Source organism: Paenibacillus sp. FSL H8-0548 (genome assembly GCF_038630985.1).
Lineage (GTDB): Bacteria > Bacillota > Bacilli > Paenibacillales > Paenibacillaceae > Pristimantibacillus.
Map to the genome: position 1 here is coordinate 1088206 of NZ_CP152049.1, position 25787 is coordinate 1113992.

General features: G+C 40.0%; 10 protein-coding genes. All 10 read left to right on the forward strand.

What is annotated here, in order from left to right; all coding sequences use genetic code 11:
* Nucleotides 1-8: 8 nt before the first annotated feature.
* The 10 genes from MHI37_RS04590 (at nucleotide 9) to MHI37_RS04635 (ending at nucleotide 25240) form a co-directional block, all read left to right on the forward strand.
* The gene (locus tag MHI37_RS04590) at nucleotides 9-3053 is read left to right on the forward strand and encodes an ATP-binding protein (protein WP_076337912.1); all 3045 of its coding nucleotides are present in this window, start codon (nucleotides 9-11) and stop codon (nucleotides 3051-3053) included.
* Between the two features lie 183 nt (nucleotides 3054-3236).
* A complete protein-coding gene (locus MHI37_RS04595; protein WP_076337913.1) occupies nucleotides 3237-8099 on the forward strand; it encodes an S-layer homology domain-containing protein in 4863 nt (1620 codons plus the stop codon).
* Nucleotides 8100-8480: 381 nt separating this feature from the next.
* Entirely contained in the window at nucleotides 8481-9617 is a 1137-nt protein-coding gene (locus tag MHI37_RS04600) for a DUF6155 family protein (protein WP_076337914.1), read from the forward strand.
* A 482-nt stretch (nucleotides 9618-10099) separates the two neighbouring features.
* The gene (locus MHI37_RS04605) at nucleotides 10100-10474 is read left to right on the forward strand and encodes a transposase (protein WP_144023725.1); all 375 of its coding nucleotides are present in this window, start codon (nucleotides 10100-10102) and stop codon (nucleotides 10472-10474) included.
* 689 nt (nucleotides 10475-11163) lie between these two features.
* Nucleotides 11164-12063, forward strand: coding sequence for a DUF4007 family protein (locus MHI37_RS04610; RefSeq protein WP_076337916.1), 900 nt, complete (start codon nucleotides 11164-11166; stop codon nucleotides 12061-12063).
* Nucleotides 12056-15532, forward strand: a complete 3477-nt coding sequence (locus tag MHI37_RS04615) for a hypothetical protein (protein WP_076337917.1) — start codon at nucleotides 12056-12058, stop codon at nucleotides 15530-15532. Before MHI37_RS04610 ends, MHI37_RS04615 begins: the two co-directional genes overlap by 8 nt.
* A gap of 14 nt (nucleotides 15533-15546) precedes the next feature.
* Nucleotides 15547-16377 carry a hypothetical protein gene (locus tag MHI37_RS04620; RefSeq protein ID WP_076337918.1) on the forward strand — a complete coding sequence of 277 codons (831 nt, stop codon included), beginning with the start codon at nucleotides 15547-15549 and terminating at the stop codon, nucleotides 16375-16377.
* A gap of 154 nt (nucleotides 16378-16531) precedes the next feature.
* Entirely contained in the window at nucleotides 16532-18373 is a 1842-nt protein-coding gene (locus tag MHI37_RS04625; protein WP_076337919.1) for a hypothetical protein, read from the forward strand.
* Entirely contained in the window at nucleotides 18366-19907 is a 1542-nt protein-coding gene (locus tag MHI37_RS04630; protein WP_076337920.1) for a hypothetical protein, read from the forward strand. Before MHI37_RS04625 ends, MHI37_RS04630 begins: the two co-directional genes overlap by 8 nt.
* Nucleotides 19907-25240, forward strand: a complete 5334-nt coding sequence (locus MHI37_RS04635) for an FtsK/SpoIIIE domain-containing protein (protein ID WP_076337921.1) — start codon at nucleotides 19907-19909, stop codon at nucleotides 25238-25240. The genes MHI37_RS04630 and MHI37_RS04635 overlap by 1 nt, the downstream gene beginning before the upstream one ends.
* The last annotated feature ends 547 nt before the right edge of the window (nucleotides 25241-25787 follow it).

Genomic DNA, 25787 nt, shown 5'->3' on the forward strand with positions numbered 1-25787 from the left:
GGAAACCTATGAAAAAAAGTATGGTTGCGGCAATTGTAACGTTGCTTCTATTAATTACAGTCTACGGCGCTCTCTTGTTTTACGCCTCCTTACTTGACAAGCCGAGACCTTCGGCGGTGAGGGGTGCTTTGGATTTAAGCTCATGGAGCTTTGAGCAGGATGGAATCATTCAACTGGATGGGGAGTGGGAGCTGTACCCTGACAAGCTTCTATCGCATCGGGATTTCCATTCCTCATCGGCGCAAGAGAGCTTGAAGCCGGCGATAATTCAAGTGCCAGGGTCGTGGTCGAGCGTGATGGATATCAAGGGGATGGCGACCTATCGTTTGCGTATTCAGCTGGGCGATACGAGTGCTGTGTTCGGCTTGAAAACGGGGTCCATTTATTTATCCAATCGGCTCATTGTCAACGGTGAAATCGTCGGCTCAAGTGGGGAGCCTGCCGAGAAACGGGAGTATCGAGCATTGAACAAGCCATTTGTCAGCTATTTTACGCTGCAGCCGGGCTGGAATGAGATTATGTTTCATGTTGCCAATTACGAATTATCCGTAGATAGCGGAATCATTGAATCCATTTATTTTGGAACAGCCGATCAGATTGCCGGGATTCGAGATAAAGCGCAAGCTCATGACTGGATTACGCTAACTGCGTTTCTGATTATCGGGTTGTATTTTACAGGATTGTATTCGCAACGGAAAAAAGATCGTTCTTCGCTCGTTTTTGGCTTGATGTGTCTGTGTATCGCGGTCTTTACGAGCACAAGAGGGGAAAGGTTGTTGTTGCAGGTCGCGGGAGAGCTTCCTTTCTGGCTTTACATTCGTATTCAGATGATTTCGGCGATTGGGGGAGGGCTGGGGTTTCTGCTTTATGTGTATACCGCATTTCGTCCTTATTGCTCCAAATGGATCGTTCGCGTCGGTTTAATTATAGGAATACTGCTCGCCGCGCTGTATTTGTTCGGTGCGAGCATGGCGACAGAGCAGGTGCGTCAACTGACGACGATCTATGTGACTTTTCCGCTGATTTATGCAACCTACATATTCGTAGCGGCGGCTCTTCATAAGGTTGAGGGGAGCAAATATCTGGCTGTTGCCGCTATCGCATTGAATATATTTGCAGTTAAGCAAAATATGAACATCTATTTTGGCGTGCCGGTCTATATGATTGTTCCTTTGGAGCCGTTTCTCGTCCTGCTGATGCTGGCCCTGCTAATGTCGCTTCGCTTCTCGAATGCTTTTCACAAAATCGAAGAGCTGTCGGAGCAATTGCTGCAAACAGACAAATTAAAGGACGATTTTCTGGCTAGAACATCTCACGAGTTTAAGACGCCGCTCCACGGTGTGATGAATATATCGAAATCGATGCTCGATGATGCAACACAGCCTCTTATACCTGAGCAGCGGGAGAAGCTTGGATTGATTGTCGGTATAATGAGTAGGCTTTCCCAGCTTGTATACGACATTCTGGATTTGTCCAGGCTCAAGCAGGGCGAGCTAAGGGTGGCGCCGACACCGATCGATGTTCGTTCAGCGGTGGAGGTGCAAATGCGTATCTACTCTTATTTGAGCATAGAACGCAATATTCGACTAACAAACGCTGTCCCTGCGCACTTGCCTGCCGCATTTGCCGATGAGAGCCGCTTCAGCCAGATTATCGGCAATTTGCTGGACAATGCTGTTAAGCATACGGAGAACGGAAGTATTACAGTTATGGGGGCGGTACGTGACAACATGATTGAAATCTCAGTACAGGATACAGGAGAAGGCATCGAGCCTGATGCTATTCCGTATTTATTTGAGCCTTTCAAATCGTTTGATGCCGAGGAACGCAGCGGCTTCGGGCTTGGACTGTCCATTGCGAAACAATTGGCAGAGCTTCAACACGGTGCTTTATCAGTTGCCTCCGTACTGGGAGCCGGGTCGACGTTTACGTTTACGTTGCCAATTGCGAATGAGGCTATAGAAGCGAAGCCAGACCAACCGGACAGCCGGGTCATGCCGAGGCAAGCTGAATATTCCTTTGTCACGCCTTATGACTTGAATCGCAATGGGAAGCATACGGTGCTTATCGTCGATGATCAATTTGTTAATTTGAAAATATTGCTCGATGTATTGCAGACGCTTGATTATCACGTAATCGCCGTCAAGAGCGGGTATGAGGCGCTGGAACAAGTCGATACGCCAGGCAAAATCGATCTTGTCATTCTCGATCTCATGATGCCGGGCATGTCGGGCTATGAAGTATGTCAGGAAATTCGCAAACGTTATACCTTGTTGGAATTGCCAATTCTCATGGTGACGTCTGCTATTCAAGAGCAGGATAAGACGGTGGCCTTCCAGGCGGGAGCGAATGACTACTTGCCCAAACCGTTCGATCGTGAGGAACTGAAAGCAAGAATCAGAGGATTGCTGGCCATGAAGGAATCACTCGCCAAAGCGGTTCATTTGGAGGTCGCGTTTCTACAATCGCAAATCAAGCCGCATTTTTTGTACAACGTATTGAACAGTATTGTTGCATCGAGCTATACGGATATAGAGCGTGCCCGCAATTTGATTGTCGATCTCGCCGATTATTTGCGCGGCAGCTTCCGGTTCAGCAACACGGAAGGGAGAATTCCTTTCCAAGAGGAGTACAATCTGATTCAAACCTATGTCAATATTGAGCATTACCGATTTAAAGACCGTATTCGCTTCGAAGCAGATATAGCGGAAGAGGCGTTTGATTTGCGGATTCCTCCTCTGCTGCTGCAGCCGCTTGTTGAAAATGCGATTCGTCACGGTATAGGAGACCGTATTGAAGGCGGTACGGTGACGTTGACGGTAAGCAAGTCGGATGGTCAGTGGCTGTTTGTTGTGTCTGACGACGGTATCGGTATTGAACCGAGGCGGTTGCAAAGACTGCTGGAAGGGACCGAGATTGGCGCGTCGCAAGGTGTTGGTTTACTCAATATTAACAAACGGTTGAAATACGAATATGGGATAGCGCTGGAATTGGACAGCGAGCCCGGACGAGGGACGAAGGTAACGGTTCGCATTCAAGCTTCGCAAGTTTAACAACTTGCGCCAATATCATGCAACAATTTAACAGGTCCCCATCGGCATACGGTGGGGGCTTGTTTGTCATTGGCGGAAATTGTCGATTTTTAAGGTTTCTTTAAGGTGCCATCAGATATGCTGGAATGGACGATCGGATGAAGAGAAGCGAAAGACCCCAATTATGAAAGGAAGATGCAAAAATTGAACGCCAATCGATTACTCATTATAACTTTAATTGTGTCGCTTATTGTCGGCGCAGGTGCGTTCCCGCAAGCAGTTCAGGCGGAAAGCACGGAGTACGCTTTCAATACGCCTCACGGCGTAGCCGTCGATGAAGACGGCATCCTGTATGTTACGGATACAGGAAAGCATGCTGTATTTGTACTGGATTCCGACGGGAACCTGATTAGAACGCTTGGAACGCCCGGGGCGTCCGGAAGCTCCAATTCGCATTTGAATTACCCGCAGGGCGTTGCTGTTGGGAAGGACGCTGGGGGTCAAAAGCGGATTTACGTTTTGGACGCTTTCAATATGAGAATTCAAATTTTCGACGATACGGGCTTGTATTTGAATACTTGGACATTTACGGATGGCGGCACGGTAGACATTAAGATTGGAAATGGGAAGATTTATGTTGTCTCTCAAAATTATAGTATTCTGATCTTTAACCCCGCAGATGGCACGTACGTCAGTAGGGTTGTTTATAACCTTTTGGAAGGGGCAAATCGTCGACCGACCGGGCTAGATATCGGGGTCGATGGGAAATTGTACGTCACTACGAGTGACGGTAACTTGATCTATATTTTGAACAGCGATGCTGTCAGCAAATTGGCCACTCTTGAAGTCGGTATTGCGAGCAATAGCCGATTGACAATTGATAGTTCAGGTAAACTGTATGTTGTGGAAAGCTCGAATTATGCAGTGAGAGTGTTCAGCAGCAATGGTACACTGCTGCAGACGCTCGGGACGCCGGGCACGCAGGGAACTGACAACAATGGGTTCAGACTGCCGCGAGCTGTGGCGGTCGATGCAAATGGGACTATGTATGTTACGGATATGACGGCAAAGAAGGTGAAGGTTTTTACTGCCGACGGTACCTATATAACCTCCTATCCTCTTCCACTCGCGGTGCAGATCACAGGCTTTGATGCGATTGAGGATGTCCAGGCAGGGGCGGAAGGGAACTCGGCTTATGCCGATGCAGCAGCGGTAATCGCCGCTTTGCCAGGGAGTGTGACGGCGAACAATGAATTGATCACCGTACCAGTAGCGTCGTGGCTGGACACGGACGGTTACAATCCGAATGAGGCGGGGAGCTACACGTTCACGGCAGTGCTGGGCGGAATTCCCGCAGGGTATGCGAACGGCGGCAATTATACGGCAATGATTGAGGTCGTTGTGATCCCGTATATACCAATCGTCTGGAAGCCCGCAGACAGCGGAGGCTTGAATGTCGATGCTCTATCAAATGCAGATTCTCCTAGTTTAGCTGTGATTAACAATGAATTGTACGCGGTGTGGCAGGAATATAATGGAACAGCCAATCAAATTCGCGTCAAGAAGTACGATGGCGCAAAATGGATAAGCATAGATGGCAGCGATGTAAACGGATTGAATATGGATGCATCTCAAGGCGCATCTATTCCCAAGCTGATTGGTTTTGATCATACTTTATATGCGGTGTGGAGTGAAACGAGCGGAAATGCGGATCAAATTCGCGTCAAGAAGTATGGCGATGACGGGTGGGAAAGCGCCGAAGGCGATCAATCGACCGGCTTGAATCTGAAGCCTGAACAAGGTGCTGGCTCTCCCAGTCTGGCTGTGTTCAACGATAGTTTATATGCGATATGGGAGGATTTAGGCGGCTCCTACGGCTCCGAAATTCGCGTCAAGAAATATACGGGGACAGGCTGGACAAGCCTAGACGATGGAGAGTACGGATTGAATGTGAATGCATTCGGAAACGGCCGTCTTCCCGAGATGAAAGTATTTAATAACGCTTTGTATGCGATATGGCAGGAGGACGATTCATTAGGCGTTCAACAAATTCGCATTAAGAAATATGACGGGGATGAGTGGACAACCGCAGGCGGCGATGAGAACAATGGGCTGAATGCGGGTTCTTCAAGAAACGCGTTTAATCCCGCCCTTGCTGTTTTTGACAATGAGTTGTACGCAGTATGGGAGGAATTGAACGAATCAAACATTAAACAAATTCGCGTCAAGAAGTATGCAGGCGATACAAGCTGGATAAGTGTAGACGGAGACGGGTTGAATGCGGATTTTTCCAAAAACGCTCTTAATTCCAGTCTTGCGGTTCTCGACAATGCCTTGTATGTGATTTGGGAGGAACAGAACGATTCATACAGTTCCCAAATTCGCGCGAAGAAATATGACGGAAACAGATGGACAATTGTAGACATTAACGGTGCGAATGGCTTGGGTGTGGTCGCGACTAATCCGAGTCTGATCGCATTCGAGGATTCATTATATGCAGCGTGGGTTGAAAATGGAAAGATTCGGGTAGTCAAGCCAGGTATCTTAACAGAAACGACGGCGAGCACTTCGAACAACAGCTACAGCTTTAGCTCAAGCAGCGTCACAGCAGGCAGTACGGTGACGCTTACGGCAACCGGTGATCGTCAAGCGGAAGCGGGCGTTGTAAGCGGAGATGAAAGATATGTTCCTGTAAGCTGGTCATCGTCGCCAAGCGGCATGCAGGGAACATTCAACTTGGGCGGGGAAGGTTATGTGTCCACTTACACGCCTTCTGTCGCAGGCGCTGATACCGTAACTGTTGTGTTCAACAAGCAGAGATGGGATGGCGAATTGTGGACAGCTACAGCCGATATCGATTCGAAAACGACGACGATCACGGTAGTCGAGGCGCCTACCTACACGATCGACGCAATTTCCGATCAAATGTTAATAGAGCTTATTCAAGGCTACGGCTCGGATTCTCAAGAAATAAAAACAATTCAGATTACGAATACCGGCACCGGCAGCTTGACGAACTTGTCCGCATCGCTGAGTGGTATGAATGCTGAAGATTTTGTCATCACACAGCCAGATGCGACCGTTAATAGCGGAGCACCCGCCACAAGCTTTACCGTTCAAGCAAGCAATGGCTTGCCAGCGGGCACGTACACTTCAATCATTACGGTAACGGCGGATAATATGGCACCTGTAGCATTCTCCGTAACTCAAGCGGTGAACTTGCCAAACGCTCCCGCAAATCCGCACAATCTTGTGGCTGCCGGAGGGGATCGGCAGATTGGTTTGAGCTGGAATACGGTAACAGGCGCAACGTATTACAATATTTATATGGCTGTTGATTCAGGTCAATTTGACGATGAACCAATAGTTGTCGTTGAGGATAATTCCTACATTGTGCAAAATCTAATAAATGGCACGGCCTATTCCTTTGTAGTGAAAGCGGGAAATGCGGGAGGTCTGAGTGCGGAGTCGAATCAAGTCAATGCAACGCCTGCGACCTTACCGTCTTCGCCGACGAATGTAACAGCAGTCACCGGAAACGGACAAGCCTCAATTACATTTACAGCTCCGGCAGACAATGGAGGAAGTGAAGTTACTGGTTATGAGGTTACGGCAACACCGGGTAATGTGCTTACTACAGGCCTGACAAGCCCGATTGTCGTGACAGGCTTAACGAATGGCATCAGCTATACGTTTACGGTAAAGGCGATTAGCGCGGCAGGAAAGAGTGAGTCGTCCATCGAATCCAATTCCATCGTTCCGGCATTGCCGCCTAGCAGCGACGATAATGCTCCAGCGCGTCCAGAAACAACCAATAATGGAGTAGAAATCCTCGTTAACGGCAAAGTGGAGAATGCGGGAACCGCAACGATGAGCAAGCGACAAGATCAATCCGTCATTACAGTGACTGTTGATCAGAAGAAGCTTGATGACAAGCTGAAGGAGGAAGGGCAGCATACCGTTGTCACAATCCCAGTCAATACCAATTCTGATGTCGTGATTGTCGAACTAAACGGGGAAATGGTTAAAAATCTGGAAAGCAAGCAGGCGGTTCTGGAAATTAAAACGGACAAATCGACCTATACGCTGCCTGCACTGCAGCTCAATATGGATGCCATCATTAAGCAACTTGGCGAATCGGTCAATTTGAATGACATCAAGCTGCAGATCGAAATCGCAGCTTCTCCAAATCATATGTCGCAAGTGGTAGAGAGTGCAGCAGCTAAATACGAGTTTGTGCTTGTCGTGCCTCCGCTCGATTTTACCATTAGAGCCGTGTATGGCAGCACGACTGTCGATGTATTTCAATTCAATGCCTATGTCGAAAGAATGATAGCAATTCCGGACGGCGTAGATCCGAACAATATTACAACTGGTGTAGTGGTTGATCCGGACGGAACCGTTCGCCATGTACCGACTAAGATCGTGCGTATTGATGGGAAATATTATGCGCAGATCAACAGCTTGACGAACAGCATGTATTCAATTGTTTGGAATCCGCTTGAATTCAATGATGTGTTCGGCCATTGGTCGGAGCAAGCTGTCAACGACATGGGCTCAAGAATGATTGTTTCGGGTGCGGGTAACGGCATATTCAATCCTGATCAAGATATTACTCGTGCTGAATTTGCGGCTATCCTCGTTCGGGGTCTGGGACTCAAGCCGGAGGATGGAACAGCGCCGTTCTCGGATGTGAAGGCATCGGACTGGTACAGCGGCGTGATTAACACGGCTTATGAATATCAATTGATTAACGGCTTCGAGGATGGATCGTTCCGACCGAACCAGAAGATCACAAGAGAGCAGGCTATGGTTATCATCTCTAAAGCGATGTCGATAACCGGGCTGAAGGAGAAGCTTCCGAATCATGAGACCAATATAACGTTGCGCCCGTACACAGATGCGGAACAAATATCCGATTGGGCGATCAGCAGCATAGCCGACAATGTTGGGGCAGGTATTGTAAGCGGGAAACCTGGCAATCTATTAGCGCCAAAGGCATTCATAACGAGGGCCGAGGTTGCGGTGATTGTACAAAAGCTGCTTCAAAAGTCCGAACTTATTTAAAAGTATAAAAAGCGTTTGCTCCCCGTGTTTGACGTATAGTCATAGTGGGAACATCAATTCAGTAAGTGGCCTTAGTCTTGAATTCTATGAGACTAAGGCCTTTTTTTTAAAACTATGAGTATTCTTACATATCACTGAGAAATGAGCTTTTCTTCTAATGGACGCTGATAGCCGTTTCACCTTGGCTGTTACAGCTATGTTATAATGCTGACAAGATTATAAATTAGAGGGAGGCTGTCATTGCTATGTCCATACCTGAAAAATGGATAAACCGGTAGCTTAACCCTGGAATAAGCAAAAGAATTGACCGAAGAGATTAAGAAAATGCATGAAGAAGAACTGAGGCATTCTTTTTTAAAGGACAATAGGGGGACAGCTTAAATGATCTATATTTGCAAAATAGAACTAGATGATATTGCTCCAAGCATATGGCGTCAATTTCAATTTCATCCTGAGATTACGTTTCATCAGCTTCATAAACTCATACAAGTGATGATGGGCTGGGAGGATTATCATTTGTATGAGTTTCATATCTGTGGACAAGCCATTGGTTTGCCTAACCCGACATTCGAGGATATGGAATCACGTGAAGTACTGAATGCGCAGAAAGAAATGGTGAGCAACCATTTGCAAAAGGAAAATACGGAATTTTCCTACATCTATGATTTTGGCGATAATTGGAAGCACACAATTAAGTTAGAGAAAATAGATTCTTCAGCTTCTGAGCTAATCTCTCCCATTTGTTTGGGCGGGGAGCGCAGCTGCCCTCAGGAGGATGTTGGTGGCGTGTGGGGTTATCAAAATATGATGGATGCGCTGCTTACTCCGAATCATCCGGAACATGACGAATTTAAAGAATGGCTGAAAGAAGGATATGATCCTGAGACTTTTCACTGTGACGAAGTTAATGACAAGCTTCGCGAGCGGAGAAACAAGCTAATACCGAAATCACTCATTCCACAAGCCGAGGAAAAAATACCTGTAAAGCTGACCAAGACGTCTCTGAACAAGTATCTGAAGAGCATGAGCCAGGAACAGTTGAAGGAACTTGTAAAAGAATGCTTTGGCGTTAGCAAAGAAATCGAACGGTTCCTCTTCGTCAAAATTTTAGGGGAAGAAGCGGTGGAGTCGCTATTCCTTGAATATCGCAAAAAAATCGAACATCAATTTTTTCCTCAGCGCGGCCACGGAAAGCTAAAGCTGCAGGAAGCGAAGAAGGCAATATCCGAATTCAAAAAACTGACGGGCAGCGAGAAATATAGTTTTGAGCTAAAGCTATTCTACGTCGAGATGGGCGTTTCTTTTACCCTTACCTATGGCGATATCGACGAGCGGTTTTACGAAAGCATGGAATCGATGTATGAAGATGTGGTTCAGACGGTGAATTTTGATGATACTGCCGAGCTGTTTGAAGAATACGAGAAACGAATTGGCACGATAGTGTCGGATACGGATGGAATCGGTTGGGGATTTCACGATACTTTGTCCTATTTGTACGAGCAAATAAGATGGATTTAATGACTTTTAATAAAACTTCTTGAAAGGCGGAGCGTGTACATAGGTGTGAAACAAATTGACCATGGCAAGCTGCCGCCCTCATCGCTGAGCATAATCGCACCGATCTCCAGTATGTCTGCAAGGTGCCGATGGCTTTTTAAGACTGTGAGTTGTCGTGAAACGTATATTTGATATATTCGAGATGTACTACATTTATAATTTGTTGCATTATAGGGAAAAGAAGGGGATTGTGAAACGGTGTCGAATCTACATCTTAAGTCCTAGTCCCCTAATAACCGAGCAGTTCAAATAATGGTTCTATGTTGTCCGTATATTTACTAAAATCAAACCGATAATATTTTGTGCATATTTGTGTACTTAATAATCGGTTTTTAGTTGTGTTATGAATTTCTCAGAGTTAGAACGTTTGTTTGCCGACAATATTGTGAAAAGTAGGATCTATAATTAAATTAAGATGTGATACTGGTCTCGGGAGTGATTTCATGAAGAAGTATTTACTTTGTGACATTGATAAGCAATGCTCGATTTACAGTTCATCGCTTCAACGCATACGAAAACAAGCTGCTTGGTACTTTCAGGTTTTCGCAATTGGAACCCATGATGAATCTAGCCAAGATGGTAAGCGACATGAAGAAGGAATTCTGCGATGGTTTCATAGGAGGATGACAAACGGCCTGCTTGAAGGTGTGAATTTTACCTATCCAGTAGAGCGGAAAACCTTCTTTTTTATGTTCGCAATGACTTCCATTTTGACGAGCAACGGATGTCCCTTTTTATTTTTAGAAAGCGCGACAAGCGCTCGGTTTTTGTCAGTGCCACGTTCACGATTGCCATTCTTAGTCGGAGCGTGGATGTGAAAATCTTCAATCTTCACAAGGTCTGAGAGCGTGTATTGTGCATCTCGGTCCGCCATTGCTTTAAGGATATTATGCATCATCGAGCATACCGTTTGATAACTGATTTTCAGATCATTTACAATCAACGTTGCTGATACAATACTCTTATCATGAGCAACTAAAAAGATCGCTGCATATCAAATCGTTAAGTCGAAGCGGTCTTCTCAAACATAGTACCAACGGTAAAATATTCATAAAGCGGGTTGTTACGTGTCATTATGGAATAGTAATCCTTATCTGTAAGAAACTTATTTTTAAATTGTGTGAAAGTAATAGCAGATTATTTAGCTAAAGTACTCACGATGCGAACGTGTTTTTTTTTTTTTTTTATTGCACCAAACATTCGTTCATATATCTAGCGGATCCTGAGCTAATTGGAGAGCCATATAAATGCTCAATAAGGAATGGCAAAATAGGCTGATGCAGAGCGTTTATGCAGTTGAATAGACAGGATGCTATAATGAAAGGTGAATTTTTTGTGAAGTAAAAGGAACTCATTTTATATTATCAATATTATATGTGTATCTTTTCTTTTACTACGTTATCTTTGCTGGAGAATGTTATCCAGCAAAGATGGTTTATGTTATAATAAAATTATACGAATGTACATTCTCATTATTGAGCTAATAACATTAGGGGGATCTTTACATATGAAATATGGGCAACATGAAACATTTCATTTACGTTTAAATTGGTTACGTAAAGGGATTAAGATGATTCAGTCCAATCCAAGGTTTTTCTTTGAAAAAGACGCGGCTGAAATAATAGGACTCGGTAAAAACATGGTTCAATCATTACGGTTTTGGTTAACAGCTACCAATATTGCTATGGAGTTGAAAAACGAAGAAAATAAGAGTATTCACCTATTAACTGAATTAGGTGAAGTTGTTAATAAATATGATCCATACCTTGATTTTTCAGACTCATTGTCAGTATTACATTTTTCCTTAATTGATAAGGGGAATATTAACGATCGGCTCTTTGTATGGTATGGTTTTTTCAATACATTCTCCCGATCATCTTTTACTAAAGAAGAAGTCATTCATGAATTGAGTATTTGGGCGGCCCGTGAAGGTGAACAAACTTCAGAAAATTCTCTAAAAAGGGATATAGATTGTATGATAAGATTATATATTGAAGTTCAGCAGTTTAAAGATCCTGAAGATGTTACACAAAGCCCATTTGGAAAACTAAAGTTAGTATCTGTATCCGAGGAAAGTTCGAGCATATTTATAAAGAATAATCAAAGTTATAAAAATATAGGAGTCACTGCATTGATGTATGTTTTATTAAAATACGGTGAACGAAATGAAACAGACAATGTATCTGTGGAGGAAATTGAAAGTAAACCCAGTTTATGGGGTAATATATTTCACCTACAAAGATCAGAGATAATCAATGCACTTGAAGAGCTTTCAGAGCATTTATATTATCCAATTATATTTCAAAGAACTAATAGATTAAATACTATACTATTACCTCAAATATCTCCTATCGAATATCTTAGAGATGAGTATGGTAGAAAGAACGGGGAAATTATTCATGACTAATCAACTCAAATTTCACTCTAGTATTAATATCCGCTTTGACCTCGGGGAAGAAAACTTTGTGAATAGGTTTCTACCAACACCATTTCATATTACACCGTTTAAAGGGATTTTAAGTGGTGTATTAGGTGGGCAAAAATCACATATTATATCCGGGCCCTATGGTTCTGGTAAATCTCTAATGAGTACTATTATAACTGGACTAATCTCTAAACAATATAGTGATGTAGTTTTAGGAAGGTTATTGAAAAAGTTTGAAACAATAGACGATAAGGTTGGGGATATAATAAGGGAAGTAAATAATCATGAAATTAATTATATACCAGTCATACTAGATGGGAATGTTCAAAATCTTCGGCGATCGTTAATATCATCAATTCATAAGGCGTTGAAGAAGGATGAAACTAATATTATTTTACCAAGCTTGATAATGGAAATAATTAACACTATTAAAAAATGGGAATTAGAGTTTCCTGCGACATTTTCTATGTTTATAAAAGAATTGGAAAATAAGAAACAGAAACTTTCTTCTTGGATTAAACTTATAGAGAAATTTAACCAAGAAGAAATTGAATGGTTTACAAATATTTATCCGAGTCTAACTTCCGGTTCCTATTTTATTCCTGGTTTCTCAGGGGAGTTAGTTTCGCAAGTGAATCATATACTTGATGAGCTACAAAAGGTTGGCAAAGGGCTATTAATAGTTCATGATGAGTTTGGAAGATTCTTGCAGTCCCTTAATTCCAATGAAGTTCATGAGGCAATGCAAGATCTACAGGATATTGCTGAACTGGCGGATCACAATTCATACCAAAACTTAAGTATATTACTCATTACTCATAAAAACATGAGACAATATGCGCAGCGTTTTAACGAGGATTTGCAAAAAGAATTCCAACGTATTGAAAAAAGATACGCTCTTTATAATGTGGAAAGTGATCAGTCAACATTTGTACGTATATCTAATATGGCTACTCAGTACATGCGCAGGGAATGGGACTCGGATGACTATCGAATGAATTTATGGAATGGTTTAACAAGGTATCCGCTTTTTCCAGAACTATCACAGTTTGAAAAAACATCACTTATAGTTGAAGGAAGTTATCCAATACACCCGGTTACTCTCTTTTGTATGCCAAAGCTAGCTAACATTGTTGCTCAAAATGAACGCACACTATTTACATTTTTGGAGAGTAACGAAAATGGTGGTCTAAAATATCACTATGAAAAATATAAGAACTGGTATACCGCTGATAAATTGTTTGATTACTTTGAGCCTGCTTTTGATGAATTCGAACATGACTCTAATACAAGAAAAAGTTATCTGTTATTTAGAAGATTGCAAAAACGATTGATCCCTTCTAGACATCTAGATGATCAATTGAAGATTATGAAACTATTAACAATCTGGGATATAACTAATCTGAATACCCGAGTAATACCAAGCTTAGATTTTATTTCATTTGCAATGATGTTAACCCTGGAGGAAACCCAAGAACTAATAGGTGAATTATATAAATTAAAAGTATTGCGTTACTTAAATGATGAAAATCGATTTGTATTGTATGAAGGGAGTGTAGTTGATCTTAAATCGGAAATAGAAAGTAGGTTGCTTTTAACAAGTTTTTCTTTAGAACAAAAACTTGAATCAGCAGAGAAATTATTAGAATCAAGGTTCTATCTACCTAAGCTTTATAATGATGAGAAGAGTGTAACAAGGTTTGCTGAAGTAATGATTGCTCACTTATCCGAAGTTATTGGAGAAACGATCGAGTTTAAACTAAGTGAACAAGCTGATTTCAACATTGTATATATTGTTACTGATAATTTGGATGAGATAGAACAATTGAAAAAACAAATTCATTATATTTCAACTTGTTTCGAGAATGCAATTTTTGTGATACCGAAATATCCAGCTCATAGCATCTTTTATAATCTTGAGAAATTGCTCGTGATTGAAAGTTTAGAACAAGATAAAGTATTTTTAATCCAAGATCGTTTTTTAATTGATGAATTAACTTTTTTGAAGCGGTCATTACTTCATGATATAAGAATAACACTTAGTCCCTATGTGGGTTTTACTAGTGATTGTGAATGGATCTATGAGGGGAATTTTCTTCAAATTACAGATGAACGTTCTTTAAGTAATAACCTTTCAAATATTATGAATAAGCTATATCCCTTTACACCTGAAGTGAGAAATGAATCCTTTAATAGAAGGAACATTGCAAAGGTGCAAGAAAAAGGAGCATATAAGGTAATTGATAAGATACTAGAAAATATAAAGATAAATAATAATGAAATTAATATCAGTGGTTTTGGCCCTGACTATTTGATTTATGCGACTGTTCTAAAGAATAACGGACTGCATCCAATGAGGCCAGAGCTAATAAAGGATAGTTCACTTCTTTTGTTGCGTGAAAGTTTGCTGGCTGTTTTAAAGCAGGAGAAGGGATATTTTAAAGACCTGATTAATATTTTTAAGAATACTCCTTTCTCAGTACGTCAACCCATAATACCTGTTCTCTTACCAACTTTACTTGGAAAAGAATGGAAATACATACTATTCTATAATAATGATATATTTATACAAGTGATTAATGGTGAACTTCTCTGGAAAATGGTAAGTGATCCAAGTAATTATACTTTTGCCTACCAAGCGATTGAAGGCAAGTATAGTGAACTGACAATACTTGTTGAGGAATGTTTCTCCGAATTTATTAAAGAGGAAGACAGAGGATCGCAAACCCCTGTCTATTTAAGCAAAGTACTAGTGCGATGGTATCAATCACTTCCTAGATTGGCTCGGATTTCAGATAAACAATCAGCACTATCAAATCAATTACGTGAGATCATCAGAGTTTGTGAAGTACGCCCCTTAGATGCAATGGAACTGTTGATACAATTTACAAATATGGGAAGAGATAACGAAAAGGTTAAATTTGCGAAAGCTGAAGGCGAGGAATATATTAATATAGTGCATAGGAATTACATGGAGAACATCATCTTTAATGCACTTCAGATTGAAAATTATGATGATTTAGATACATGGGCAAAAGGATATTCTAATATTAAAAGAAGGACTTCTAAGTTGTTATCTGCAATAATAAGTTCGGGTTCTGAAAACTATGTGGATACAATAGCTCAATCATTAGTTGGAGTCAGCAGGGAAGAATGGTCAGATGCAACTGATGATGTATTTCAAGCGGAGTTACTAAATGAATTATATAATATTAAAAGTCAGGATATATTAGAAGATTTTATTGAAATTAAGTCAGGAGAAAAATCGATTATATTACCTAAAGTTGAACTTTCCACGAAGTCCCATTTTATCTATGATGATATAAGAAGAAAGCTCAAATATACAGGGAGAACTGTTACAAATGATGAAATATTAGTTATACTGTGGAGACTGATGCAGGATATCTCCACAAAAGATATGTTGGATGGGCTAGAAATGGAAAATAGTTAAAAGGTGGTCTGAAAATGAACAGAAAACCAGTACATGTAGCAATGTTTAGTGGGGGCGCTGCGAGTGCCTATGTTACCTATCAAATGGTGCAAACTCATGGTAAAGAAAATTGTATATTGTTTTTCACAAACACATTGTGGGAAGATGATGATAACTATAGGTTTATGTATGAAGTGGCTGAGTATATCGGGATTGAAATAACTGAAAGGGTTGATGGGAGGACACCTGAAGAAGTTTTTAAAGAAACTAGGTTCTTAGGCAACTCTAGGCTTGCCAAATGCTCTTCAGAGTTAAAGGTCAGGCAAACTGTTATTTTTATTGAGGATTTAAGGGATCAAGGTCTTGAACCCATTCTTTATTTTGGGATTGGTGCTCATGAAAGGCAACGTGCTGAGAATCTAAAGGAGTTTTATGGACATCAAGCATTAGAACCTGTCGAAACAAGATTCCCCTTATTTGAATTAAATATTAAAGATTTCGATGCAAAGAGAGTTATAAGTGAAGAGTGGGGTATAAAATTACCAAGGATGTATGATTTGGGATTTTCACACGCTAATTGTGGAGGACGCTGTGTACGAGGTGGATTTAAGCATTATGCAGATCTTTATAAGATATGGCCTCACAAATATCAAGAGCAAGAAGAAATGGAAGAAAGAATGAGAGATATGCTAGGCGATGTAAGTATATTGAAAGTAAAAGATAATGGTAAACCATATACTCTTCGTGAATACAGAATATATCTTGAAATGGTAAACAAAGGAATGGATGAGGTGGCTGCTGCATCATGTCCAATAGTAATACCTCATGAGGACGATACGGTTCCGTGTGTTTGTGTATTTTCTTGAGGTTAATCATTTTTTTAATGCACAGAAATAATAAAACTCCCCAGATAGGCATATCTGGGGAGTTTTTGTTTCCAATAGAAGGGAATTGTATTATTTTGTCGAACCTCTACTTAAGACCTAAATATGAGTTTTTTATAGAAGGTGGTAGTGAAAAATGACTATGGTTGAATCCAGCTGGATAAGTTTTCTTCGCCAATATGGCCCTATTCCACGCAACGATAACATGTACGATGAATCCATACATAGAATTCTGAAACGCAAAAATATTGATCCGATAATAGTTGACTCTGTTTATTTGAGTGAGTTAGTTGATAATTATAAGTCAAATAAACCTAAATCAGTTATCTTAACAGGGACTGCTGGGGATGGAAAAACCTATAATTGTCGTGAAATTTGGATTTCTCTCAGCGGTTCACTACAAGATTGGCAAAATGATGATAAAATTAAAAAACTTGAATTACCAAACTTAAAAATACTATACGTAATAAAGGACTTAAGTGAGCTGAAGGATGAAGAAAGAGGGATTCTTAAAGACTTTGTAGATTCAGTAATGAACCCGGATGGTAGTAATGTTTTTTTGATTGCAGCCAATGACGGTCAATTAGTGGAAGCATGGAAAAATATTGATACTAGTATAAATACTGAATCTGTAAAACTTTGTGTAGAGGAATTACTTGTAAATGAGATTAGAGAGAAAGATGGATTTAATCTGAGGCTTTATAATTTGAGCCAAATCAGTGCAGCAAAGCTTTTTCCACAGATTGTTGATGCCGTATTGAACCATCGAGGTTGGAAAGATTGTAATAACTGTTCTCTTAAGGAAAATGATCAGATAGAAAAGCGATGCCCAATATGGGAAAATCGTAAAAGACTTAAAGGTACCGCAGATCAAAATCTGATTCGTTCAAGAGTCACTGATCTATTAGAACTATGTGAGTTAAATGGTATACATCTTCCTATAAGGCAGTTGCTTCTTCTAGTATCGAATATGTTATTAGGCCATCCAGAAGCAAGAGATAGAATTATGTCTTGTTCTGAAGCCGTGAAAATTGTCGAGAACAATAGAACTTCACTAGCGAGCATCTACCGTAATATTCTAGGTGAAAATCTCACAGAAAGAAGAAGAGAGTCTACAGATGTTTTCGCTACATTAGGTAGATTTGGAATAGGATATGAGACAAGTAACACTATTGATAATATTTTAATTTTTGGTCAAGATGATCCTGATCTAAATGTGTACTACAATGATCTTGTTCTAAATGATATATATTACGGCGCAGACCAAACATTTCGTGCAAATCAAAAGGAGTATTTAGAAGGTGTAATAACGGATAGTGGGAATTCCTTTTTAGATTCACTTCGTTCTCAGAGGCAAAGATTATTTTTTGTGATTTCTCGAGAGAAAGAAGAGGAACTGAAACTTTGGAAACTTACCACATTTCAATACGCCGGCGAATTCTTAAATGACGTATACAAGACGGCACAAAACGGTAGAGTAGCTTCACATATTACATCTCGAATTGCGCAAGGCTTAAATCGTATATTTACAGGTTTACTAGCAAAAAATAACGATGAGTTAATATTGGCTACGTCAGGAAGTCACTCCCAGGCAAAAGTTAGTAGAATATTTGAAGAGAGTATTTCTGTTCCTAAAAAGCGTGGGGAAAGCATGCAACTTAAAATTAATGATATTGGGAAACTTGTAATTGAGGTTAAACTGTCCTCATCTGTAGATGCTGTTGAATTACCTCTACAATTAGTTCGATATGAGTTTCTTTCACGTGTTGCTGAGGGGGCATTACCTGGTAGTTTTTCTAGGGAATGCTATGAAGATATATTAGGCTTTAAAAGCAGGCTGCTTAAACAGCTGGAACTACGCCGTAAGATAGATGAAGAAGATGCTGATGAAGTAAATGATTTGAGCTTTAGAATTATTCGATTGAATCCAGAAGGTATGATAGATGATAAAAACGTGGAGGTGAAATACAATGCTTGATAGGCTTCCACGTCCTACTAAACATGATGGAGATATGTGGGTGGATGAAGCAATTTGGGGACATCGTCTATACGATGAGCAAACTCCATGGCTTTGTTTTATGGAGTTTTTAAATGTGCTTCAATCAGAACTAGATGCAGGGAGAGGATTTATCGAAGTAGAGGCCAATAAATTAGCTTATTCTCCAAAATCTAGATTGTATTTGCGCAATATACTATTCAATAACCCGCAATTAGCTTTGATAACTAATAGATATAAACATGATCCCAAAGAAGCTTGGCTACAATGGTATGATGTCATGAATAAAGGACAAGCAGGGCTTATTAATGCTGATTTCAGCTACCTCGAGAAGCGGTTCTCAAAATTCGAGGACTTTGCTGAGGTAGTTCACTTTCTGCGAGAAACCACCATTGAAGGTGAAAACAATAAAAGGTGGAGTTCTCAATTTATATTCCCGTATGGTCCCGATTGTTTGTATGAGGATTTAAAAGTTAAAGATAATGGACAATTTACTAATGATCGAAGATTTTTTGGTAGGACTGGGGAATTATTGTATTTAATGTTAGCAAGAAGTGGAAAGGGAGAGGAACTACTTTCATTACTTAACAAAAGTGTATTAAATCAAGGGAATAAGTTTAATCGTCTAGTGGCTGCATTGGAACCCAAGGAGACATTATCTTCAACTGTTATTAGATCTGGAGCGTATCTACCATATCTAGAATTACCAGATTACCAGACAATGGCTAACGACTGGTTAAGTTTATTACAAAGCAACATTCCAAATTACGATGCTATTCCTCATCTTGTAAACATCACCGGTTTACGCTTTATCATATATAGTTTGAATCGCGCTAAAGCGGAGCTAGGAGACGAGGAGCGGCTTACATTTGTTTTAGAGATTGTCTCATCAAAGAAAACAGTTATACGGGATTTATCTTCTGATTCGTTTATAGAACACAATAATTTGTCTCGTCGTGCAATAGAGTCATACATAAGAAAAGTCGTTGAAACAGATTCATGGGATCAAATAACAGATATAACCGAAGCAATCACCCTTTTGAAGAAAGAATATGCTTGGCCTAAGGACAATAAAGAGAGTGAAGTAGAGTCTGCTAATTCACCCGAAGACTTGATAAATAAGTTTGTTTCAGCTGCTAATACTAGACATAAACAACATGTTGATAAATTTCATAGTGTTTGGGGTAAAGAAATCGGATTATCTTCTAAAAGAGGAGCGAGAAGGTTAAGATATGCTCCTCAAGATATGTTGCTTAAATCCTTAGTTCTTTGTGTAGTGCCGAAGAGAATGGAGTTTCAGGACTTTTTAGAAAAACTATATGAGAAGTTTGGTTTTATAATTGGTGATAAGCAGGCTCAGCAACTAACGGATTCTGGAAGAGCTGATATGGAAGCATTTTCGGAAAATGCTAGGCGACTCGAGCAACGTTTAGCAAGCATGGGATTATTGCGAAGGTTATCTGATGCCTGCGCATATGTAGAAAATCCCTTCGGAATTCGGGAGGATGAAAATTAATGAATCAACTGGATCTTATAGGACAAGTAGCAACTGAATATCTCCGCCGGCAATTACAGACGGGCAACTCAGAAGAGGGAGTAGCACGTTTTTTATTAGATCGTCTTACAGGTGATCAAGTTTCAGTAATTTGTAAAACAATTAGTCAGGATATTTTATTATCGTTATCTCTAGCTATTAAAGTTCCTCGCAAACTTGTTGAAGGTAGTGGGTTGCCTGAAGAAATGGTTACTGATGAGAAAACGACTTATTGGAGAAATGCCGCATGTGATAAACCGGCTATTCTTCTAGCCAATACAAATGATGATCAGGGACAGTCGTTAAGGGATATTGCAAAAATTGGAGCGGGAGACCTAAAGAGCCAACCGGAAATCTGGGTTCAAGTAGCTAGTAAGGACTTACCCCTAACGGATGATCAAAAAAGATATTGGCAGCAATCCCTTAAGGGGCTACAAGATGCAAGCGAATGCAGTCTTGAGGAATTTAGTGAGTTTGTGGTTATGGTGCGTGAAGTGATTTTTGAGAATAGTATTCCTGTAGTACGTGCATTGGGCTGGGCATTACCAGCTCTTCGTATACCACGTGACTCTTATTTTTTCGATTCGATACCAGATAATGCATTAGGACATGCAAGTCGCTGGAAAAAAATGTTCTTAGAAGCGTACAGTAAGAGAGCATGCTACTTATACAAACAGCATCCCAACAGACAATTAATAGAGAATAGCGACATTCTGTCATCATATGAAAAAGTGAAAAGTAAAATTGATCCAACTGTTCAACCTATTATGGAGTTATTCATAAACTCAAATGCAAACTGGTCTAATGCAGCAGAAAGTTTGGCTGAGTTAGAATGGGAATCAGATAAGGTAAACCTTTTGTTTTTTGAGTTAAAACCATTGAAAATCAACTTGGCTGAGAGAACTCGTCAATTATACGAGGATGAATTTCCAAATACTCTTACGGATGAAGAAATAACTTATATAAGTAACTTAAATGAATTTTTTAAAAAAAGAAAAGCAAAAGAAGCTACAGATGAGGACAAGGAGTTTTATGAAAAGCATAGACAAAATTTAGAAACAGACAAATCATTAAAGGCTGAGTGGGATCGTTATGTTTATGGAAAAGCAATTGAGTGTAGTGATTTTTTAGTAGGTTTGCTTGAAGCGACTGAAAGACTCTTTGCGCAATGTGATAGTGTCACTGGAGTGAAATCTTTAAAGATACGGACCCAAAAGACTAATAGTAAAAAATCATGGATGGATCTAAATGAAGATGTCGCCTTATACTTCTGCTGTGCATATAGAGGGCTGGAGAAATTAACGGATTGGCAAGTCAATTGGGAAACTCATCATTTATTTAAATATGATCAGCTGGTTGTAGAACGGAAGCAAAAAGAAAATAATAAGAATACTTCTAGCGCAAGAACAGCTACTCAAATTGCTTTTTATATCGAACTGACTTATCAAGACTTAATGGGAACAAAACAAAAAAATGATGTTAAGCTCATTTGGCAAGGTGACTCGTCGGGAATTGGATTAGAATTACATGATGATTTAAAAAGACTAGCGGACCATCCTTTCTCATACTCAACTGTTTCTCAAAATCCAGTTAGTAAGAAAGGAAAGCTTCAAGGTCTCTCCTTAAGTGATGTTGGGACACTACAGGCTGTTTTTGGTCGAGATAGAGGTTCTTTAGTTGGTATCTTTGCTAAAGCAACAGATCTTGAGAAGGTTTTTTTGAGTAACTTAAAAAAGTCGTTGGAAGAGGACAGACTATCCCAACTAAATTATGATTCTGTTAAAGATGCTTGGGAAAATTTCTCCGAAGGATACAAATTGGCTCTAAAAGAATGGTTGCAAGAAGGAATTAATGCAGATTCAATAATCCAGCAATGTGAATTGTATGATAAGTTTCTTCGTACTTTACAGGTGCATGCTCTAGGGGATATGAATCGAATTGATATTTTCCAGCCAGTTATGAATATTGGTAATGTGAAGGTTGATGGGGATAAAAATAAACCAATGGCTATTATATCCCCTTGGCATCCTATGCGTATGGTTGCGAAGTCCGTGAAGGCGCGACAAGTTATAGGGTTAATTAACTATGTGTTAACTACTGAACAAATAGACTTTGGTGACCAGCGCTTGTTTTTCATGGATTTGAAAGAGGAAGTATTAAATCCATACTATCCAGAAGTATCTTTAGGGTATAGGGGACAAGAGCCCGTTTTGCTTGCAGTTTCAGATACCAAAAACGACTACAGTTTAATGGAGTCACCACTACGTGATGATAACGACATGCAGACAAATGAGGATCCTAAACAAGCAAGTGATAAGCTATTAAAACTTGTCGAACGTTATTTAGATCTTCAACCGCATGAGAAAACAAATCTGAGTCTAGTCTTATATAACTGTGATTCAATTAGATTACCCGAAACCATTGTTAACTCACTTGCGACTTTGCATGAAACCGAAGACGAGGTTCGATGTCAAGTTATCCTACGACATCGCGATACGAATAAATTGAATGAATTGTATATGAAGATGGTCGAAAGTACGGATAATAATGCAGATTCTTTCGTAGCAAGTGAAGTGACACGCGATTTTATGGCAAGACTTCGTGTAGGGGTTATGGCACATGAGGCATCTGTATCAGATCCCAAAGAGGGAAAACTTGCTGACATTGTATTTCTTCAAGATGTTATATCAAGACAAGCAAGTCTTGAATGGGACGATGTAAAGATTAGACAAATGCCTGATCTTCTTGATCATTATCCTCCGCGGTGGGCAAAAAGGCGTTCTACAGCTAAAGATGAATTAAAATCAACTGTTTATCTTACATGTCCGAGTCAACCATCTGTCGGGTGGTCATATCTTACGACAATTTATTCAGTAGTTAAAGGTAAAGATGTTAGTATAGGAACTTATTTCTTACCAGCTAGGCAAATATCATTTCAAAATGAAAAAGTGAAGACAATTTTTGATGAAGCCCATAAGCTGGGTGAATGGGTAGTCAATTATGATGAATTGTTAGAACGCAGGCAATTAAAGAATTTAGGTGTGAAAGTAATAAAGTATCAACATAATAAATCCCATGGATCTAATATAGTAGTGTCCTCAAAATCACAATTAAATTTGCTAAATGTGTTAGTGAAAAGACGATTGAATGCATTAAATTTAGGCTTAAGCGAGGTAGAGTTGGTTCAATTAACTGAGCGTTTTATTGATGATGCTAATACAATCTCAGGTGATATTGTTTTACGTGCTGCAAAACGTGGAGTGTTTGCTGGCGAGTTAATTGGAGTTGTATTAAGTAAAGCAATCCTCCAATCAGAAATGGAAGTTGATCAACCTATAAGTTGGTTTCTCTTGGATGATTACGCAACCTGGTTAGGCCAAAAGGAAGAGCAGATTGCTGATATATTATCTCTGAGCCCCAAAATAGTTGGAGAGAAACCTCATCTCCAGGTATTTATATCTGAAGCAAAGTATGTGGATGCAAAGGGAGCTTCAGAAGCGAAAAAAAATTCATCAAAACAGCTGCGTGATACTGTATCTAGAATGGATAATGCTATATTTGGCAACCCTGGTAGACTCGACAGGGATCTGTGGCTCTCAAGATTAAGTGACATGCTAAATGATGGAATTGAGTTACATCCGGGATCACCGTTCTCTGTAGAAGAGTTAAGAGAGGGTATTCGTAATGGCTCAATTCCTATCGAGATTAAAGGTTATTCTCATGTGTTTTTATCTACTTTACCTGATACTAACATGGAAAGTGAAAGATTACCGATCACCAATGCAAAAAAATGCTATCAAGAGATGTTTACTAGAGATTTAGTGAGAGATTTAGTTTTGGCTTATCATAAAGGAGAGTCTATCATCTCAATTCGCGAAAAATTGGATGAGAGTAAGCCGTGGGAGATTTATGAATCTAGTTTACCTGCTCCGAGAGTCAACTTCCTAGCTGCAAGTAATAATGGTACTACCTCTATTATTGAAGATGAAATCACTAAAAAAAATTCTACTTCTGTTGAAGTAGAGGAAGACGTAAACAAGGATATAGATGATGCTAATAATGTTACAAGACATAGAAGTGTAGTGGATAATAAAATCTCTTCTTCTGTAACAACTATATTCAATAACGAAAAGGATAATAGAATTGCTCATTGGGCTACACCTTCATTATTCAACTGGATCGAGCAAAACGCTCAATCTGTAGAGGATAATATCGAAGACCAAACATGGGTAAGTGAAACTGTAAATAAATTAAGAATGGCTCTAATTAGCTATAATTTACAAGCTAAAGTAGTTAGCCATCGATTAACACCTAACGCAATAGTAATACGATTAAAAGGATCCGACCAATTAAAAGTTGATGATGTTGAAAAAAGAAGATCAATTCTATTAACAACTCATGCCCTTGATGTTATCAATATCATGGCTCATCCTGGAGAGATAGTGGTTTCATTAGCACGTCCACATAGGCAAGGAATACCCTTAGCCGATGTTTGGAAACTCCGCAAAGTACAAAACGATGGTTCGGGCTTAAATATGAGTTTCGTTATTGGTGTCAAGGAGATAGACGGTGAAATACTTTATTTAAACTTGGGTGGTGAGTTTGAAGGAGGTGCCCAGCATGCTCCTCATACACTCATAGCTGGAGCAACAGGCAGTGGTAAATCAGTCTTGTTGCAAAATCTCATTCTCGATATTTGTGTAACGAATAGTAAAGATTTGGCGCACATTTATTTAATAGATCCTAAGTATGGCGTTGATTATATGCATCTTGCGAATCTTCCTCATTTAGTTGAAGGAATTATTGATGATCAGAATAAAGCTGCAGAGATATTGGAAGAATTGGTAGTTGAGATGAATAACAGGTATCAGAAATTTAAAGAGTTCAAAGTTAATAATTTAAAAGATTTTAATATGAAGGCTACCGCTAATGAGAAATTACCGCTTATTTTCTTGATCCACGACGAATTTGCTGAATGGATGCTTATCGATGAGTATAAGGGTGCTGTTTCCTCTATTGTGCAACGATTAGGTGTTAAGGCGCGGGCAGCGGGAATTCATTTGATCTTTGCTGCTCAACGTCCAGATGCGAATGTGTTGCCTGTGCAGTTGAGGGATAACCTTGGAAACCGCCTTATCCTTCGAGTAGAAAGTATTGGAACGTCTGAGATATCACTTGGGGAAAAGGGAGCAGAAAAGCTTCTGGGTAAAGGACATTTAGCTGCAAGGCTACAGGGGGAGTTAGGATTAATTTATGCTCAAGTTCCCTTTTTAACCAGTAATCAGTTAGCTGATTTGACTCAATTTATACAATGAAAATTAATCAAAAGATAATCAAAAGCTCATATATATGAAATAACCGCGATTAATCAATAAATAAATGATAGAGGTTAATCTAGAGAATTTAGGGGGATTTACCTTCTTGAAAAGAAAAGGTCAACCACTGACATTGAGTTGATTTTTCTCGGGAACTAAAGGCGAAATCTTAAGTTCTATTGAAGGTGAAGACAATTATTTACTATTTATAAATGTTTTTATTATAAACCAAGTAAAAACCCAGTCGAAGGACTGGTTTTTTTTATGTGCGCCCAGCATGGGCGTTATCTCTAGGGTTCAAGTCCCGAATGGTGAAGGCAGTAGTATCCATAGCTCAAGGCAAAGGTGTCCGCCGTGAGGCAGAATCTGAAGGAAGCCGGCGGCAAATCTCCGGTCTGAGGAACACGAACTTAATAGAAGGCTAGCGTACGTTGGGTGAGGTTGCATAACAAATCAAAGCCCATACTCCCGAAGGCGTACGAGAGTAAATGGAGCAGATAGATGGAGAGGAAGATAACGTTCTTACCTGGGGAGATCTGTACAATAA